Origin of the sequence: Roseburia porci, assembly GCF_009695765.1 — a bacterium.
In the GTDB taxonomy this organism is placed as follows: domain Bacteria; phylum Bacillota; class Clostridia; order Lachnospirales; family Lachnospiraceae; genus Roseburia; species Roseburia porci.
The window spans coordinates 58,641-75,335 of sequence record NZ_VUNI01000008.1; the positions used below are offsets into that span (position 1 = coordinate 58,641).

16 protein-coding genes are annotated in these 16,695 nt (G+C 40.9%); 14 read left to right on the forward strand and 2 right to left on the reverse strand.

Annotated features, from left to right (window positions below):
* Positions 1 to 24: 24 nt before the first annotated feature.
* Entirely contained in the window at positions 25 to 489 is a 465-nt protein-coding gene (locus FYJ75_RS06435; RefSeq protein WP_154429645.1) for a COG2426 family protein, read from the forward strand.
* An 89-nt stretch (positions 490 to 578) separates the two neighbouring features.
* Here the strand turns inward: FYJ75_RS06435 and FYJ75_RS06440 are convergent, their stop codons facing one another.
* On the reverse strand, positions 579 to 1,427 hold the full coding sequence (locus tag FYJ75_RS06440; protein WP_154429646.1) for a CPBP family intramembrane glutamic endopeptidase: 849 nt from the start codon (positions 1,425 to 1,427) through the stop codon (positions 579 to 581).
* Positions 1,428 to 1,571: 144 nt separating this feature from the next.
* On the opposite strand from FYJ75_RS06440, the gene FYJ75_RS06445 reads away from it, so the two are divergent.
* The gene (locus tag FYJ75_RS06445) at positions 1,572 to 1,871 is read left to right on the forward strand and encodes a YerC/YecD family TrpR-related protein (RefSeq protein WP_154429647.1); all 300 of its coding nucleotides are present in this window, start codon (positions 1,572 to 1,574) and stop codon (positions 1,869 to 1,871) included.
* 69 nt (positions 1,872 to 1,940) lie between these two features.
* Here FYJ75_RS06445 and FYJ75_RS06450 read toward each other — a convergent pair whose 3' ends face one another.
* Complete coding sequence (locus FYJ75_RS06450; protein ID WP_154429648.1) at positions 1,941 to 2,570, reverse strand: DUF1836 domain-containing protein; 630 nt, start codon at positions 2,568 to 2,570, stop codon at positions 1,941 to 1,943.
* 134 nt (positions 2,571 to 2,704) lie between these two features.
* On the opposite strand from FYJ75_RS06450, the gene pcrA reads away from it, so the two are divergent.
* The 12 genes from pcrA to FYJ75_RS06510 all read left to right on the forward strand — a co-directional run bounded on the left by pcrA (position 2,705) and on the right by FYJ75_RS06510 (position 16,604).
* Positions 2,705 to 4,960, forward strand: coding sequence for a DNA helicase PcrA (pcrA, locus tag FYJ75_RS06455; protein WP_154429649.1), 2,256 nt, complete (start codon positions 2,705 to 2,707; stop codon positions 4,958 to 4,960).
* Between the two features lie 141 nt (positions 4,961 to 5,101).
* Positions 5,102 to 5,362 (forward strand): hypothetical protein, encoded by a 261-nt coding sequence (locus FYJ75_RS06460; protein WP_154429650.1) that lies wholly within the window; start codon positions 5,102 to 5,104, stop codon positions 5,360 to 5,362.
* 152 nt (positions 5,363 to 5,514) lie between these two features.
* Positions 5,515 to 6,915 carry a 23S rRNA (uracil(1939)-C(5))-methyltransferase RlmD gene (rlmD, locus tag FYJ75_RS06465; RefSeq protein ID WP_154429651.1) on the forward strand — a complete coding sequence of 467 codons (1,401 nt, stop codon included), beginning with the start codon at positions 5,515 to 5,517 and terminating at the stop codon, positions 6,913 to 6,915.
* Between the two features lie 298 nt (positions 6,916 to 7,213).
* Positions 7,214 to 8,131, forward strand: a complete 918-nt coding sequence (locus tag FYJ75_RS06470; RefSeq protein ID WP_154429652.1) for a ParB/RepB/Spo0J family partition protein — start codon at positions 7,214 to 7,216, stop codon at positions 8,129 to 8,131.
* A gap of 62 nt (positions 8,132 to 8,193) precedes the next feature.
* A complete protein-coding gene (locus FYJ75_RS06475; protein ID WP_154429653.1) occupies positions 8,194 to 9,255 on the forward strand; it encodes a ParM/StbA family protein in 1,062 nt (353 codons plus the stop codon).
* Positions 9,256 to 9,735, forward strand: a complete 480-nt coding sequence (locus FYJ75_RS06480) for a hypothetical protein (protein ID WP_154429654.1) — start codon at positions 9,256 to 9,258, stop codon at positions 9,733 to 9,735.
* 133 nt (positions 9,736 to 9,868) lie between these two features.
* Positions 9,869 to 10,630: a type IV toxin-antitoxin system AbiEi family antitoxin domain-containing protein gene (locus FYJ75_RS06485; protein ID WP_154429655.1), complete on the forward strand. Its 762-nt coding sequence runs from the start codon at positions 9,869 to 9,871 to the stop codon at positions 10,628 to 10,630.
* On the forward strand, positions 10,617 to 11,603 hold the full coding sequence (locus FYJ75_RS06490) for a nucleotidyl transferase AbiEii/AbiGii toxin family protein (protein ID WP_154429656.1): 987 nt from the start codon (positions 10,617 to 10,619) through the stop codon (positions 11,601 to 11,603). The genes FYJ75_RS06485 and FYJ75_RS06490 overlap by 14 nt, the downstream gene beginning before the upstream one ends.
* An 819-nt stretch (positions 11,604 to 12,422) precedes the next feature.
* On the forward strand, positions 12,423 to 12,776 hold the full coding sequence (mobC, locus tag FYJ75_RS06495) for a plasmid mobilization relaxosome protein MobC (RefSeq protein ID WP_154429657.1): 354 nt from the start codon (positions 12,423 to 12,425) through the stop codon (positions 12,774 to 12,776).
* A gap of 24 nt (positions 12,777 to 12,800) precedes the next feature.
* On the forward strand, positions 12,801 to 14,243 hold the full coding sequence (locus FYJ75_RS06500) for a relaxase/mobilization nuclease domain-containing protein (RefSeq protein ID WP_195838955.1): 1,443 nt from the start codon (positions 12,801 to 12,803) through the stop codon (positions 14,241 to 14,243).
* Positions 14,244 to 14,358: 115 nt separating this feature from the next.
* Positions 14,359 to 15,864, forward strand: coding sequence for a DUF4118 domain-containing protein (locus FYJ75_RS06505; protein WP_195838956.1), 1,506 nt, complete (start codon positions 14,359 to 14,361; stop codon positions 15,862 to 15,864).
* A 2-nt stretch (positions 15,865 to 15,866) separates the two neighbouring features.
* Complete coding sequence (locus FYJ75_RS06510; protein ID WP_331467487.1) at positions 15,867 to 16,604, forward strand: response regulator transcription factor; 738 nt, start codon at positions 15,867 to 15,869, stop codon at positions 16,602 to 16,604.
* Positions 16,605 to 16,695 lie beyond the last annotated feature (91 nt).

Below are 16,695 nucleotides of genomic sequence, written 5' to 3' on the forward strand. Positions count from 1 at the left end.
ATATTTTTAGTGAGGACTCTGTTTATGTTGAATTATTTAATCGTATTTTTTATTTCGATGGTTCCGCTTGTGGAGCTGCGAGGAGCAATCCCGTATTCGCAGATTCTGCATCTGCCGTTGCTGCAATCTTATATCATTGCAATTATCGGTAATATGCTGCCGGTACCGGTCATTTATCTATTCGCAAGAAAAGTACTGGAATGGGGTTGTGATAAGCCAGTGATCGGAAAGCCTTTCACATGGTGCCTTGAAAAAGGGGAGAAAGGCGGAAAGAAGCTTCAGGCAAAGGCCGGAAAAGGTCTTTTTGTTGCTCTTTTACTTTTTGTAGGAATTCCGCTGCCGGGCACAGGAGCCTGGACTGGAACACTTGCAGCAAGTATTCTTGATATGGATTTCAAGTCAACAGTTACAGCAGTTATGCTTGGTGTACTGCTTGCGGGTGTGATCATGATGATCGTAAGTTTTGCAGGGGTAAGTATTTTCCTGTAAGATATGTGAAATAACCAAAAGAAAACCCATGAAAGAAGTCAGAAGGCTTTTTTCATGGGTTTTCTTTTCGACATAATGAATGACACATATTAGCACACACAATCCGGAAGTGGTTTTTTACGCATGCCCAGGCGGAAGACAGAAATTCCGGAAGCGGTCAGTACGACAGCAACGATCAGGAAGAACACAAAGGAAAGTGGGGTATTGCCATAGCTTAAATGTTCGGAGATCAGTGTTCCCCAGATGTTAAACAGGAAGTGAAGGAACATGGAATAGTAAATGCTTCCTCCGCGTTCACAGACATATCCGAGGATCAGACCGAGACAGAATGCGTAGCAACCCTGGATCATGTTCATATGGTACAGACCGAAAAGGAACGCCTGGAGCAGATTGGCGAACCAGAAACTGAAGTGGCGTCTTGCGATACGCATTGTAACACCACGGAAGATCAGCTCTTCGCCGATTGGTGCAAGGAAAACAGAATAAATAAGCATTGCTAGGGTGATCGTTTCATCAAGGCCGGCCGATTCCAGAAGCTTTTCGTATGCCTCCAGCCAGCTTGGAAAAATGACTGCGAGGATGGAGATAAGGTAGCCGCTTAAAAGCTGCATTCCCGGAACAAGAAGAAGAACTCCGACCAGTTTGTAAGGCTGGAAGATCTTTCCTGCACTCGGAAGAAAATTACCGCCGTAGCTGTGATAATACCAGATTCCGTAGGAGCAGATGACAATCAGGGAATAGATGATCATCAGTACGGTTGAAAAATCAGAATTTGATAATATATAGAGCAGATTTGAAAATGTGGATCTGGAAAAAGACATCGATGGAAATGCCATCAGCAGATAGATCCCAAAAAGAAAAAGTGTTGCCAGAATCTGGATTCCGACAGCTAAAAGCATCGGTATAAAACTAAAAAAGAAACAACCTGTTTTTTTCATGGTAAAAACTCCAATCTTTTTGTATAATGTAAATTCTATTATATATCATTGTGTGTGATTATTGCAAGAAACCTGTTTACTTTACAACTTTAATATGCTAAAATAAGAACAGTTCAATAAGACAAAGAAGAAGGAGTAGTGCAAATGAGCAAGAAACTTAGAACAGAGGCTGTGGATCATTTATTTGATGCGATCTTATGCCTTGAGAATCGAGAGGAATGCTATACATTTTTTGAGGATGTATGTACTGTAAATGAATTATTATCACTGTCTCAGAGATTTGAAGTAGCAAAGATGCTTCGTGAACAGAAGACATATTTAGATATTGCAGAGAAGACCGGTGCTTCTACTGCTACGATAAGCCGTGTAAACCGTTCTTTGAATTATGGAAATGATGGATATGACATGGTATTTTCCCGTATGGAGGACAAGCAGGAACAATAATCCGGCACATATTATAAAACCCCGTGAACCAGGCTATGAGCAGTCCGGTTCACGGGGTTTTGTTATGACCTATTTATTTTTTCCATGTTGTTCGTTTGAGGAAGAAACTTTTTCTGCATTTAATTCGTCAATGGTGCGTTCGATGAGCATTTTCTTAATGTAGACATCGTAGCTCAGTAAGCAGATGAAACTGAATGCGTGTAAGAACTTGCGGTCTTCTTCCGGAAACTGGTTAAAGGTATCGTTTGCAATTTTGTATTTTTTGCCGAGATCCTTTAAAAGCTTCTGGGATTCTTCATGTTCTAAATTAAATACTTCATTGTAGACATCTTCCATATCAAATCCGTCTTTATTACCAAAATAGTTCTCGGTGATCGGATTTAAGATGGACTGGATATCGCTGATGCTTAAAATATTCTTCAGATAGTAGATAAAGATCAGTGTCAGAACATGTTCTTTGGAATATTTCTTCTTCTCAGGAGGAGGAAGCAGATCGTTCTTGGCATAGTTATTGATCATGGTCTTTGTCAGGATCTTATCATCCTCATGGCGTTTGGAAGCCTCCAACTGGCTGTCCATAAAGGTTGTGATCTGATCCATATATAAATCGATATTTGGAATATCTTCCGGCTTAACATAGCCAATAGACTGGAGGTTTTTTAAGAGCATCTCCAGAAACTCGTGAATGTCATTTGCCATAATTTTCACCTCATTATCACATTATATAGTAATTAAAACTATATGACAAGGAGAAAAACCATTAATTTTTTCATTTCCCGAACATAGTTTCTGTGTTATACTTACGGAAGTATAATACAGAAAGGATTGTGCAGATGAATTTAGAGATGTTAAATACTCCGCAGAGAGAGGCAGTTGAGCATACGGAAGGACCACTTCTGATCCTTGCAGGAGCGGGATCTGGAAAGACAAGAGTGCTGACACACAGAACCGCATATCTGATCGAAGAACTTGGGGTGAATCCATATCATATCATGGCGATCACTTTTACCAATAAAGCAGCGGGTGAGATGAGAGAGCGAATTGATGACATGGTCGGATATGGCTCGGAGAGCATCTGGGTGACGACGTTTCACAGCACCTGTGTGCGCATTTTAAGGAGATACATTGACCGGCTTGGATATGGAACGAATTTTACAATATATGATGCGGATGACCAGAAAACGCTTATGAAGGAGATCTGTAAGCGGCTGGAGATCGATACGAAGATTTATAAGGAAAAAATGTTCCTGAGTGTCATTTCATCGGCAAAGGATGAATTGATTGATCCAATCGAATTTACGACACGCGCTGCCGGAGATTATAACAAACGCAGACAGGCAGATGTTTACCGGGAATATCAGGCGGAGCTTAAGAAGAATAATGCACTGGATTTTGATGATCTGATTTTTAAGACGGTTGAGTTATTCAAACTGAATAAAGACGTGCTGGATTCTTATCAGGAAAGATTCCGTTATATTATGGTGGACGAGTATCAGGATACGAATACTGCACAGTTCGAACTGATCCGGCTTCTTGCCATGAAATATAAGAATCTTTGTGTGGTAGGTGATGACGATCAGTCGATTTATAAATTCCGTGGCGCCAATATTTACAATATACTGAATTTTGAGAAGCATTTTCCGGATGCAAAAGTAATCAAGCTGGAACAGAATTACCGCTCAACACAGAATATTCTGGATGCGGCGAACAGTGTGATTGCAAACAATGTCGGAAGAAAAGAGAAGTCTCTTTGGACGGATAATGGAAGAGGCGATAAGATCACATTTGAGCAGCTGGATTCAGCGTATGAGGAAGCGGATTATGTGGCAAGAGATATTGCAGGAAAAGTCCGAAGAGGAGAATATACCTATCATGACTGTGCTGTGTTGTACCGCACGAATGCCCAGTCTCGTTTGTTTGAGGAACGTTTTATTAACAGTAACATTCCATATAAGATCGTCGGAGGGGTAAACTTCTATGCCAGAAGAGAAATCAAGGATCTTCTTGCATATCTGAAAACGATTGATAATGGTCGTGATGATCTTGCGGTAAAGCGAATTATCAATGTTCCAAAGAGGGGAATCGGGGCAGCATCTCTGGCAAAGGTCTCTGATTATGCAGCTGAAAAAGAGATGGATTTTTATCAGGCATTGCGCTGGGCTGATGAGATTCCGGGAATTGGAAGAGCAGCAGCAAAGATTAAACCGTTTGTTCTTTTTATCCAGTCGATGAAAGCAAGGGCGGAGAATGGAAGTATTTCGGAACTGCTTCAGAAAATTATCGAAGAGACCGGATATGTAGCGGAATTAGAGGCTGAAGGAACGGATGAAGCACAGAGCAGGATCGAGAATATTGATGAATTTATGAGCAAAGTTGTATCCTATGAGGAAGGAACCGATGAACCGACATTGAGTGGATTTCTAGAGGAAGTTGCTCTGGTAGCTGATATTGATGGATTGGATGACAACAGTGATTATGTGGTTCTTATGACATTGCACAGTGCGAAGGGACTGGAGTTCCCGAATGTATATCTTGCGGGAATGGAAGACGGACTTTTCCCTAGCTATATGTCGATCACGGCAGACAATTCGGATCAGGAGATAGAAGAGGAACGAAGACTGGCATATGTGGGAATCACAAGGGCAAAAGAGCATCTGACGATCACATCGGCAAGAATGCGCATGGTACGCGGACAGACGCAGTATGGCGCAGTCTCACGTTTTGTAAAGGAGATTCCGTCGGAACTTTTAAAAGGTGAGATCTATGAACCGAAGAATTACCACGATGAGCCGATGCAGGAAAGTACATATCAGAAAGCAAGAAAGGCATTTCGTTCCACTCCGGTATCCTATGGAAGCAGGACTCCACAGTATACCCCGGTCACAAATCAGAGATCCTTTGAGAGCAGCAATACAACAGGCGCTGCATTGAGCTATCAGGTTGGAGACCGTGTGCGTCATATGAAGTTTGGAGATGGCGAAGTTAAGGCAATCGTGGCCGGCGGACGCGATTATGAAGTGACTGTTGATTTTGATAAAGCAGGCACGAAAAAAATGTTTTCGTCCTTTGCCAAACTGAAAAAAATTTAAATCATATATTTGTAATTTTTCATAGGAAAATTGGGCATTATATGATATAATAACAGTAAATTATTAGTGATGCCGATCACTTTGCTGAATATAATAACAGGAGTGAGCCGGAAGCAGACTACGAGAAGGAGTGGTGTTCATATGAATAAGATGGAAGAGATCTTAAACGCTGCAAAATTAAATGAATTACTCAACAAGAAAGACGCTGAAGAGAAGAAACCTTCTAAGACAATGATCGTATTTGCAATCATTGGTATTGTTGTAGCAGTTGCTGCAGCTGCTTATGGTATTTATCGTTTCTTTACACCGGATTATCTGGATGATTTTGAAGACGATTTTGATGATGACTTCGATGACGATTTCTTTGAGGATGAGGACGACGACGCAGCAGACAAAGAATAATCGCTACAGAAAGTTGTAACGAGACAGGATCCGCGAAGCGGATGCAACTGAATAGAAATGACGCAGGGGCTGCAGGAATGTAGCCCTTGTTTTGTGCATCGTGCGTAGCAAGCAGCACATGATATAGAACAATATACGAACAGGGAGAGAAGATGAAAAAAGGACAGATTGCAGAAGGAATTGTAGAACGTGTAGAATTTCCAAATAAAGGGATTGCATATACCGCAGATGGAGACAGGGTGATTGTCAAGAATACCATTCCGGGACAAAAAGTATCATTTGCAGTGAACAAAGTACGAAAGGGAAAGGCAGAAGGACGGTTACTGCAAGTGGTAGAGCCTTCTGCACTGGAGGTGGATTCTGCCTGCCCGCATTTTGGAGCCTGCGGTGGATGCATCTATCAGACGCTTCCATATGAGGAGCAGTTGAAGCTGAAATCCGGACAGGTAAAGAAGCTTATGGATGATGCAATCAATGGGGCATGTGAGTATGAATTTCTGGGCATCAAACCAAGTCCGAAACAGTATGAATACCGGAATAAGATGGAATTTTCATTTGGTGATGAATATAAAGACGGACCGCTTGCTCTGGGTATGCACAAAAGAGGCAGTTTCTATGATATTGTGACCGTTACGGACTGCCAGATCGTCGATGCGGATTTTCGTGCAGTTTTAAAAGCAACACTGAAATTTTTCCAGGAGCATGGACAGAAGTTTTACCATAGACTCAGCCATGAAGGTTATCTTCGCCATCTTCTTGTTCGAAAAGCGGCAAAGACCGGAGAGATATTGATCGACCTGATCACAACAACACAGAATCCGGGAAGCAGCGTAACTGAGGAAGAACTTCTTCAGGCGTGGGCAGACGTTCTTTGTGGACTTTCTCTGGATGGAACGATCCGCGGAATTCTTCACACCAGAAATGATAGTGTCGCGGATGTTGTCAAGAATGAAGGAACAGACATCCTTTATGGAGAAGATTTCTTTTATGAGGAACTGTTGGGACTTCGTTTTAAAATCTCGCCGTTTTCTTTCTTCCAGACGAATTCGCTTGGGGCGGAGGTCCTTTACAGCACAGCAAGGGATTTTATTAAAGAGCAGAATAGCCTGGATGGTAAGACGGTGTTTGATCTGTACAGTGGAACTGGAACAATCGCACAGATGCTTGCACCGGTATGTAAAGAAGTAGTCGGCGTTGAAATCGTGGAAGAAGCCGTTGAGACAGCAAAAGAAAATGCTGCCTTAAACGGACTTTCCAACTGCCGCTTTATTGCGGGGGATGTACTGAAAGTACTGGATGAAGTTTTGGAAAAACCAGATTACATTGTTCTTGATCCGCCACGTGACGGAATTCATCCAAAGGCAATTACAAAGATCATTGACTATGGAGTGGAGAACATGATCTATATCTCATGCAAGCCGACAAGTCTTGCAAGAGATCTTGAAATTTTTCTTGCACATGGTTATACAGTCGGGAAAATCTGCTGTGTCGATATGTTTGCAGCAACTCCGCATGTGGAAACAATAGTTGCACTACATCGGACCGGTATGTAAAAATCCTTGATTTTAGGCACTTTGAGAGATTTTTTAGGTTTGACCAGAGTGACCGAAAAACATACAAAAAAGCAATTTCCGACGGTGTAAATGTGTCGGTTGTATTGGATAGCGTGTGTGGAAACACATCTAAGCGTAATTAATATCATTATTATTTAACTGAATAAAAAGTAGCGTGAAAGACCGTTCATTTTCAAGAAAATTGAAAGTGAGCGGTCTTTCTTTTTATCAAAAAGGAAGTTGACTGATTACTTTTAATACATTATTCATTTTGGTTATTTCAGGAAGGAGCGATTGTATGGAAAAGATTAAGAATGTATCTATCATCGAATTGCATAATTTCAGGAATCACCCGTTTAAGGTGGAGACAAATGTGGAATTATGCGAACTAATGAAAAGTATAGAAAAGGAAGGTGTGCTTGTGCCACTCCTTGTAAGAACAAATCCCTATGGGGATGGATACGAAGTCGTATCAGGACACAGAAGAAAAGAAGCTGCAAAGTGGGCAGGTAAGACAGAGGTTCCTGTTGTCGTAAGGGAACTTGATGATGACCAGGCAGTTGTGGCGATGGTGGATTCCAATCTGCACAGGGAGAATCTGAAACCGAGTGAGAAAGCCTTTGCTTATCGTATGAAGTTAGAGGCTATGAAACATCAGGGAAAGAAGTTGACAACTAATAATGATGATATGACTTTGGCTCAAGTTGAGCCGATGTCTGCTGATATGGAAACAGTAGATATTGTTTCAAATGTAATGCGTAGTAATGAGAGACTTGCAAGACAGGCTGGAGAGAGTGTGGCACAGATTAAAAGGTATATTCGGCTGACCTATCTGATACCTAAAATATTGGATATGGTCGATGATGGGAAAATTGCATTTACGATTGCAGTGGAACTTTCTTATCTAAAGGAAGAGGAGCAATATGAGCTTCATGCGGTTATGGATTTAGAACAGTGCACACCGTCACTGTCGCAGGCAAACAGGTTGAAGCGTTTGAGCCAGAGTGGAAAGCTGGATATGGATGCGATTTATTCGGTTCTGGAAGAGGAAAAACCGAACCAGAGGGAGCAGATAAAGATTCGGGCAGATGTTTTAGCAGATTATTTTCCTGATGATTTTACTCCTAAACAGAAGGTGGAACTGATTGAGAAACTTGTGAAGGAATGGCATGAGAAACAAGTTTACAGGAATGAGACGAAGCAGCCAGGAAGATAGTGTGGGAAAGAGAGGTACAGAGCAATGAGCATTGAAACAGACAGAAGAGGAGGGAGTTTATCATGATACTATTTACAGACAGTGTGAATGAGGAAACGAATGGTAACTATGACAACAGATTATGTAAGACTGGCAGTTATGCCGGAGAAAGAGAGGATATTATGACAGAGAAGATTAGAGAATATAAGATGAACGGAAGCTTGATTATTGGAGTGGATGCAGGCTATGGAAATTATAAGACTGCGAGAAGAATTTTCCCTACTGCAATAAGTATGAGTGAGAAAGCACCAGTGTTTGCGAAAGATTATATAGAGATGGATGGAAAATACTATATCATAGGAGAAGGACACAAGGGATTTGTGGCGGATAAGGTGACGGATGATGATAACTATGTGCTTACCATGGCGGCAGTAGTGAAAGAATTGGAAGCAAGGGGATATATCGACAGTAGAAATGCTGTGCGTGTGCATCTTGCAGTGGGACTTCCGTTGAAATGGGTTCAGGCACAGAGAGAAGAATTTAAAACATATATGCTAAAGAACAGATATGTAAGAATCGGATATAAGCAGAGAGTATATGAGCTTGATATTGCGGGCTGTACGGTTATGCCACAGTGCTATTCGGCGGTTGCGGAAAATCTTAAGGAGTTTAAGGGAATGAATCTTGTTGTGGATATCGGAAACGGAACCATGAACCTGATGTATCTGAACAATGGCAGGGCGATGGAGAGCAGGTCGTGGACGGAAAAGCTGGGAGTGTTCCAGTGCGAGCAGACTATTCGAAATAAGGTTCGTGATAATACAGGATACGAGCTTATGCAGGAAGTAATTGAAAATTTCCTTCGTACAGGGGAAACGGATATTGCAGAATCCTTTTCCGGATTGATGAAAGAAGCTGCAAGAGAGTACGCAGATACAGTTTTTCAGAAGCTCCGGGATTATGAATATAATGAACAGTTCATGAAACTGTATATCATGGGTGGTGGTGCAAAGGTTGTGGAAACATTTGGAACTTTCGATAAGGACAGGGTGCACTTTAATCATGACATCAGAGCCAATGCGAAAGGATATGAGTATTACTGCTACATGATATTACGACATGAGCAGGGAAAGAGGGCGATGTAAATGGCAGAAAAGACATGGAATAAGAATGTCCGCTTCAATATGAACAGAGAGGATGCAGTGCAGGCGTGGAGCCGGCTGCATTCCGAGGAAGTGGACAGGGAGTTTAAGTCGCAGAATGAATTTATCATCTGTGCCATCAATGATTTTTATGCGAGGCATATAAGTAGAAAGAACGATCCATATCTTGAGACTAGAGAAAAAGAAGATGCATTTGTGGATAGGATCGTGGAACAGGTGACAGCAAAAGTTCTTGCCGATATTCCCGCACTTGCAGGGATGTATCTTTTGCAACAGCAGGCAGCATTGGCGGCAGGATTACAGAATGGTGCAATGACGAATGTAAATCCGGTTAATGCAACTGCCGGAGCAACCGGAAATTCTGTGTTACCTGTGGCAAATACCGGAGTAGCTGCAAAGGATGAAATGGATGAAAGTGAGCCGGAGGAGAATGAGTTTCTGGATTTTTCGTTTGGAGCATAACGGTTTTCCCAGTTTCTTTGGAAGCTGGCATAATGAAAAGCAAGTGGTTTAGCAGTAATTTTTAATTATTACACAAAAAGTTTGGAAAAAGAAACTTTTTGTGATAAAATCAATACAAGGCAGGTGAACAATCATGAAATATTATGAGAAAATGCTGGAGCTTGGATGTTTTAATAAAAGTAAAGTGATAGAGTTGACAGGTTCTGAGGCGGCTGCAAAATCCCTTCTTTATGATTATCAGAAAAAAGGATATATCGAAAAAGTGAAAAGAGATTTTTACGCAGTCATAAGTCTGGAGACGAAGCAGCCGATCTTATCAAGATACCAGATAGGAAGTCAGTTGTTTTCAGATGCAGCCATAACCCATCACAGTGCATTTGAAGCATTTGGTTATGCAAATCAGGTGTTTTACGAAGTTTATGTGGCAACAGATTACAGATTCAGAGACTTTGAGTATAATGGAATATTGTATCATCGCATGGAACGAAATGCATATACGGATATGGTAACAAATGGAAAGCTTCGAGTAACCGGAATAGAGCAGACAATCGTTGACAGTATAAAAGATTTTACAAAGATAGCAGGACTGGAAGAAGTGATACGGTGTATCATGCTTGTTCCCAGTGTGAAAGAGGAGAAAATCCTTGAAGCATTGTCTGTGTATGATAATAAATTCCTATATCAGAAATGTGGTTATATCCTGGAACAGTTACAGGATGAACTGGGACTTAGTAATGATTTTTTTGAATATTTGAGCAGATATACCGCTGAGGGAAAAAGATATCTGATAAAAGAAAACGGACAAAATGTATGGAATTTAAAGTGGAAGATATATGTTCCGGCGGATTTCATGCATTTGGTTGATAAAGGAGTGAGTGATTATGATGCAATTTGACAGAATGGCACTGGGAAGACAGGCAAAGGAACTGGGGTTTGTAAGAGATACCTTTGAAAAAGTATGCAGACTTGCAGATGTATTGAAATTCTTTGAGGGTGATGATTTACTTTCAGAATATCTGGCATTAAAGGGAGGCACTGCAATCAATCTTACGATACTGGATTTACCGAGACTGTCCGTTGATATAGATTTGGATTTTTCAAAGAATATGCCACGAGAAGAAATGCTTGAGGTCAGGGAAATGCTGAGCAGCCGTATCAGCAAATATATGGAGGCAAACGGATACCGGCTGAGTCCGAAATCAAAGAATCATCATGCATTGGATTCCTTTGTTTATGAATACCAGAACGCAGGAGGGATGAAAGATAACCTGAAAATAGAAATCAACTATATGCTCAGGTGTCATGTTCTGCCTGTGGTAAGAAGAAAGGTATATCTTCCGTGGATGACGGATGAACTAACTGTGTTGTCTGTTGATCCGATAGAGATATTTGGTGCAAAGATTGTAGCATTGTTGACAAGAACAGCAACAAGAGATTTATATGATGTTCATAATATGATTACACATGAGCTGTTCGATGAATCGCAACTGGATATGCTTAGAAAATGTGTAGTATTCTACAGTGCAATCGGAGGAGAGCATCCGCCAAAGGAATTTGCCATAGAAAATGTTGGAAAAGTAACCAAACGCAGTATTACAACGGATTTGTATCCAGTTCTTCGGCATGGAGAGAGATTTGAACTGACTGCAGTCCAGAATGAGGTAAGAACGTATCTTTCAGGCTTCTTGAATCCAACCAAGGAGGAGCAAATTTTCTGGAGTGCTTTCGAGAAAGGTATATATGAGCCACAATTTGTATTTGAGGGAGCTGAGTTGCAAAGAATCAAGGAACATCCGATGGCATTATGGAAGTGTCGCAGTAAAGAACAGAATATCAAGACGGAGCCTGTCAAGGGAAGAGTTCGATAAGGAATTCCAAGGGACAATGGCTACAAAGACAGAAAAATCCGGCATCTCCTTTTTGGATGCCGGTATTTTTCTGTCCGGGGGTTCTTAGGGGGCAAAGCCCCTTAAGCAGGTAGCACCGATGGTGCAGACAATGAGGAGAAAAAGAAATGCGGGGTGCCTTGGGGCACTTCGCATTTCTTTTTTGACGAATTGGCAAGCCAGCGGTACTACCTGCCTATATCATCCACACCACATCGGAAAGAGAGGAGAAGATTTCTGCCAGAGAAAAGGGAGATGTGGGAAAGGCTGTCGGAGCATAGAGCGGAGACAGTCTTTCGGAAGTCTGCTGCGTTCTTTGCAGCGGACTGATCTGTGTGGATGATGTGCCCTGCTTGCGGAGAATTTCGGAAAAAGGTTATAGTACAACTTAAATATGGCTATGGCTGGATGATTTATGTTATTGTAGTGTAGCTAAGTTTAGAACAAGTGGCTATAAGCAGAACAGATTATGTAGCATCAGGAGAAAATACGGGCGATTTTAAAAAGCAGTAAGCTATGATTATCATTGATTGTGAAGCCGGTAGAAACCGGATTTATAGCCACTTTAGTGTAGGTAAACATGTTGTAATTAGTATGCGGTTCAAGTTACAGACTGTGGCTGCATTTATAACAATACTGAGATACAGAAATAGAATAAAGGTACAGATAAAAGAAGGAAGCTGACATAGTGCAGAATAGCAATGTGTCTGGCTTCCTTTTTTGTAGCAAAAGCCCGACAAGCGACATTGTGCTTGCACAGAATGTCATTTGCCATTTTATATACCAGAGAGGAGGGATTTTATGGCGAACAGAACAAAGGACGAGGTTATTTATGTACGTGCGGACAGGAGGCTGAAAGGCAGATTTGAAAAACAGAAGGAAGAAAGCGGATATAAAGGAAATGCTGATTTTGTAGGATATCTTTTGGATGTAAATGAGGGGAAAAGAGTGGACGGTGTGACGTTAAAGGAAGTCAGGGAGTTGCTGGCTGAGGCAGTGCATGAACTGAAGAAGCAGGGGGTGAATATCAATCAGATTGCACATGTTGTCAATATGTATGCAGAAATGTTTTCTGACAGTAACTTCAAAGCGACGAATTATTTTCTGAAAAAGATAGAAGACAAGCTGCTACAAATATCGGAGAAACTGATATAAATGGGCAGGGAAAGGAGCTGGATTATGGGTGAAGTATACGGAAATGTAAATGTGAATTACAGCTATTGTAAATCTGTGGCACAGCTAAAAAGTGCAGACGATTATATTCTTGGAAGGCGAAAAGAACAGATTGCTGACGGTGTGGTGAAGACGCAGAATCATCTTTACAATGCATTTGGTTGTAACAGGGATAATTTTTCCAACAGTCTGCTTATGACAAGAAAAATGCATGATAAGAAGTACAGCCGCTATAAACAGAAGGAGATTCTGGCACAGAAGCTGTCTCTATCCTTCCATCCGGATGATAACGGTAAACTTACCTATGAAGATGCCTACAGAATTGCAGAAGAGTTTGCAAGAGAGTTTTTCTGGTCAAAAGGCTATGAGGTATTATTTGCAGTGCATACAGATACTGAGCATATTCATGTGCATTTTCTGGTGAGTAACTGTAACCTGAGAGATGGAAAGTCATTTCGCAGAGGACCGGCAGAACTTAAGGAAATGTGCAGATTTTTTGGAGAACAGTGCAGGGAGCATGGATTGACACATTCTTATAGGGATACTTACTATGTAAAGGATAAGAGCCGTGAGAAATGTAGCTTTGCGGAATACCAGATGAAAAAGAGAGAAAAGTTATCATTCCGGGAAGAGATGAAGATATACCTTAGAATTGCAATGAACTGTCCGGAAACAAAGACACTGGAGGATGTGATCCGTTATGTAAAAGAACATTTTCTGTTGGATGTGAGGCTGCGTGGTAACACAATCTCCTACTCTCTTCCGTACAGACGAAAGAAAAACGGAGAGCCTGTTTCGGTCAGAGGCAAGAGACTTGGTGAGAGGTTTACAGCCGCAGGAATCAAAGCATATTTGGAGCAGAAGGAAAAAAAGCGAATAGAGTATCAGCGGATTGAAGCAGATATTGAGCAAATGAAAGGAAGCTTTCATGATTATGATGAGTGGGAGAAAGAGGCGGAAGAAACAATCCGGGAAGATAAGCCGGAAAACGAAAATCAGGAGAAAGACATTAGTATTTATGAAGGTTTTGACCGGTTCTGCGAAAAAGAAGATATCAGCGAAGAGGATGAAGATATTTTCTATGGTGCTGCATTTGAGCAGTTTAACAGGGAATGGCAGGGGGAAGCAGAGGCTGCTGACACAGTTCAATGTGAGAATAAAGAAACAAAGAGTGTACAAAGGGAAAATCTTAAGAGCATAGAGCCGGATTATAAAAAGATGTCGCTGCAGGAACGTGTGAAAATACTTCCGGAGCCAACCGCGGATGTTATGGAAGAACTGCGAATGTACGAAAAAAGAATGGGCTATGATAAGGATACGATGCGTAGTATGCGGTATAAGATGAGTGTGTATGATGAATTTTTGGAGGAGTATGAGGCGAGAAAGAAACTGTGGGGAACAGAAAGGGTTAGAAATTTTGAGAAACGAAAGGATAGGGGAAATAGATAAGAGAAAGTAAATTAAATTTGTATATCCAAACTACTGATTATTCATTTCAGTACAAAACAGAAAAGATTTATGGTATACTGAAAAAGGTTTATTGCAAATGAAACGAGGTGTTTTTTTGGATAATCACAAGAAATATGTACTGTGGATTATTGATATAGCAAAATTACTGGCAGTTGTTTGTGGTGCAACTCTGCTAGGAATATTGTTTGTAAAGTCGGGATTTCCCGAAACAAACATTGTTGTAATCTATATCTTTGCGGTACTTTTAGTGGCACGTTTTACAAAAGGTTATTTTTATGGGATTCTGTCCTCAGTCGTGTGTCTTTTATGTTTTAATTATTTTTTTACGGCACCTTATCATACTCTGGCAGTCAATGATCCGAGCTACATGATAACCTTTTGTATCATGTTGATTACAGCACTGATTACTAGTGCACTTACGACAAAGGAAAAGTTGATGACAATGGAAGCTACCAGAAAAGGTATGGAGAGTCAGACACTCTATATGCTTTCCAGCAAACTTTCTGATGCAGCAGATATCGAAGCTGTAATAAAGATAGCGGTGGAGAGTATGAGTAGATTATTACAGGTAAATGTAGGATGTATCTATGTAGGAGAACAGGCAGAACCAATCTATATTCAGCAGCTTGAAAAAGAGCAGCTCCACAGAAGTGTTACAGATGTTGATGAAATCCGTAGAAAATTTACAAATCTACGAACAGAATATCTGGAGAATGAGGAAAGCTGGACCTTTCCGGTCAACGGGCAGAACAGACTTTTGGCAGTTATCATGATTGACAGAAAAGTATCAGAAGAAGAACTTTCCTCGAATAAGAAACTGATTCATTCCATGATTGAAAATATTTCTCTTGCATTGGAACGTATTGAGATTACCATTGAAAGAGTAAGAGACCGACAACGGATGGAACGAGAAAGGGAGAGAGCAAATCTTCTCAGAGCAATTTCTCATGATTTGCGCACACCTCTTTCCGGAATTATGGGTTCTGCGGAAATGTTAATGGATATGACCGAAAAGGATGATAATCGCCAGAAACTTTTAAAAGGCATTTATCAGGATGCGGACTGGTTGAAATCATTGGTGGAAAATATACTAAGCTTGACAAGATTGCAGGATGGAAAGATATTAGTACATAAAGAAATGGAGGCACTGGAAGAGGTTATTGCATGTGCGGTGGCACACATAGAAAAAAATTATCCTGACAGGGAAATACAGGTTGAGATACCGGAAGATTTTAGAATGGTTCCTATGGATGCGAAGCTGATTGAACAGGTAATCACCAATCTGTTGGATAATGCGGTAAAGCACACTACTTGTGAGGAAGCGGTTACAGTCTGTGTAAGCTATTTGCCTGACAAGGCACAGGTGACAGTCAAGGACGAAGGAGAAGGGATTGCGAAGGAGGATGAAGGAAATCTGTTCCAGATTTTTTATACCTCAAAGACAAGAGCTGCAGATGTCAGAAAGGGGATTGGACTTGGACTTACAATCTGCGAAACAGTTGTGAATGCTCATGGCGGAACGATTACCGGAAGAAACAGGAAAGATGGTAAGGGTGCTGAGTTTATCTTTACACTACCGGTATCTGTTCAGGAAGAATAATTGTGAAGAAAGAAGGAAGAAAGCCAATGATTCAGGAAAAAATACTTGTGGTAGAGGATGACATACAAATTCAGAATTTTATGGTATATACACTTGAAAATGCAGGATTTGAAGTTGCAGCGGTGCCTAGTGGAAAAGAAGCGATTGAATGTATGATAAGAAAGGACATAGACTTAATCCTGCTTGATCTGGGGCTGCCGGATATGGACGGTATGGATGTTTTACACAAAGTCAGGGAATGGTCTGGTGTGCCAATTATTATAGTTTCAGCAAGAGATCAGGACAAGGAGAAAGTAACAGCTCTTGATGATGGAGCAGATGATTATTTGACAAAACCATTTTCTGCTACTGAGTTAATGGCAAGAATCAGGGTTGCCCTGAGACATTACTATCGGATGAATCAAAAGGAAGAAGCACAGATGCCTGATGATGCAGTTTACACCAACGGAGATATATGCTTGGATAATGGTAAGCATATTGTATATAAATGCGGACAGGAGATACATCTGACGCCAATGGAATATAACCTTTTGTATCTTTTTATGAGAAACCCGGGTAAAGTGCTGACATACCATACAATTCTACAAAAAATCTGGGGAGATGGTTATGGTGAAGATACACAGGTCTTACGTTCTGCCATGGCATCAACCAGAAGAAAGATTGAGAATAATCCTGCAAAACCAGAATATATACAGACAGAAATCGGTATTGGTTACCGTATGAGGGAAAGAGACAAGTAAAGATAAAAACTTCATTTAATCTAAAAAGCAGATAATCTTAAAATCATATGTTTTAAGGTTATCTGCTTTTTTTACATCATTTTTATACATG

Bases quoted from the DNA above. Each gene is read 5' to 3' on its own strand.
- FYJ75_RS06500 (WP_195838955.1), top strand. From the start codon at position 12,801: ATGGGTGAAGTATACGGAAATGTAAATGTGAATTACAGCTATTGTAAA.
- rlmD (WP_154429651.1), top strand. From the start codon at position 5,515: ATGAAAAAAGGACAGATTGCAGAAGGAATTGTAGAACGTGTAGAATTT.
- FYJ75_RS06470 (WP_154429652.1), top strand. From the start codon at position 7,214: ATGGAAAAGATTAAGAATGTATCTATCATCGAATTGCATAATTTCAGG.
- pcrA (WP_154429649.1), top strand. From the start codon at position 2,705: ATGAATTTAGAGATGTTAAATACTCCGCAGAGAGAGGCAGTTGAGCAT.
- FYJ75_RS06485 (WP_154429655.1), top strand. From the start codon at position 9,869: ATGAAATATTATGAGAAAATGCTGGAGCTTGGATGTTTTAATAAAAGT.
- FYJ75_RS06435 (WP_154429645.1), top strand. From the start codon at position 25: ATGTTGAATTATTTAATCGTATTTTTTATTTCGATGGTTCCGCTTGTG.
- FYJ75_RS06475 (WP_154429653.1), top strand. From the start codon at position 8,194: ATGATACTATTTACAGACAGTGTGAATGAGGAAACGAATGGTAACTAT.
- mobC (WP_154429657.1), top strand. From the start codon at position 12,423: ATGGCGAACAGAACAAAGGACGAGGTTATTTATGTACGTGCGGACAGG.
- FYJ75_RS06445 (WP_154429647.1), top strand. From the start codon at position 1,572: ATGAGCAAGAAACTTAGAACAGAGGCTGTGGATCATTTATTTGATGCG.
- FYJ75_RS06490 (WP_154429656.1), top strand. From the start codon at position 10,617: ATGATGCAATTTGACAGAATGGCACTGGGAAGACAGGCAAAGGAACTG.
- FYJ75_RS06450 (WP_154429648.1), bottom strand. From the start codon at position 2,570: ATGGCAAATGACATTCACGAGTTTCTGGAGATGCTCTTAAAAAACCTC.
- FYJ75_RS06460 (WP_154429650.1), top strand. From the start codon at position 5,102: ATGAATAAGATGGAAGAGATCTTAAACGCTGCAAAATTAAATGAATTA.
- FYJ75_RS06440 (WP_154429646.1), bottom strand. From the start codon at position 1,427: ATGAAAAAAACAGGTTGTTTCTTTTTTAGTTTTATACCGATGCTTTTA.
- FYJ75_RS06480 (WP_154429654.1), top strand. From the start codon at position 9,256: ATGGCAGAAAAGACATGGAATAAGAATGTCCGCTTCAATATGAACAGA.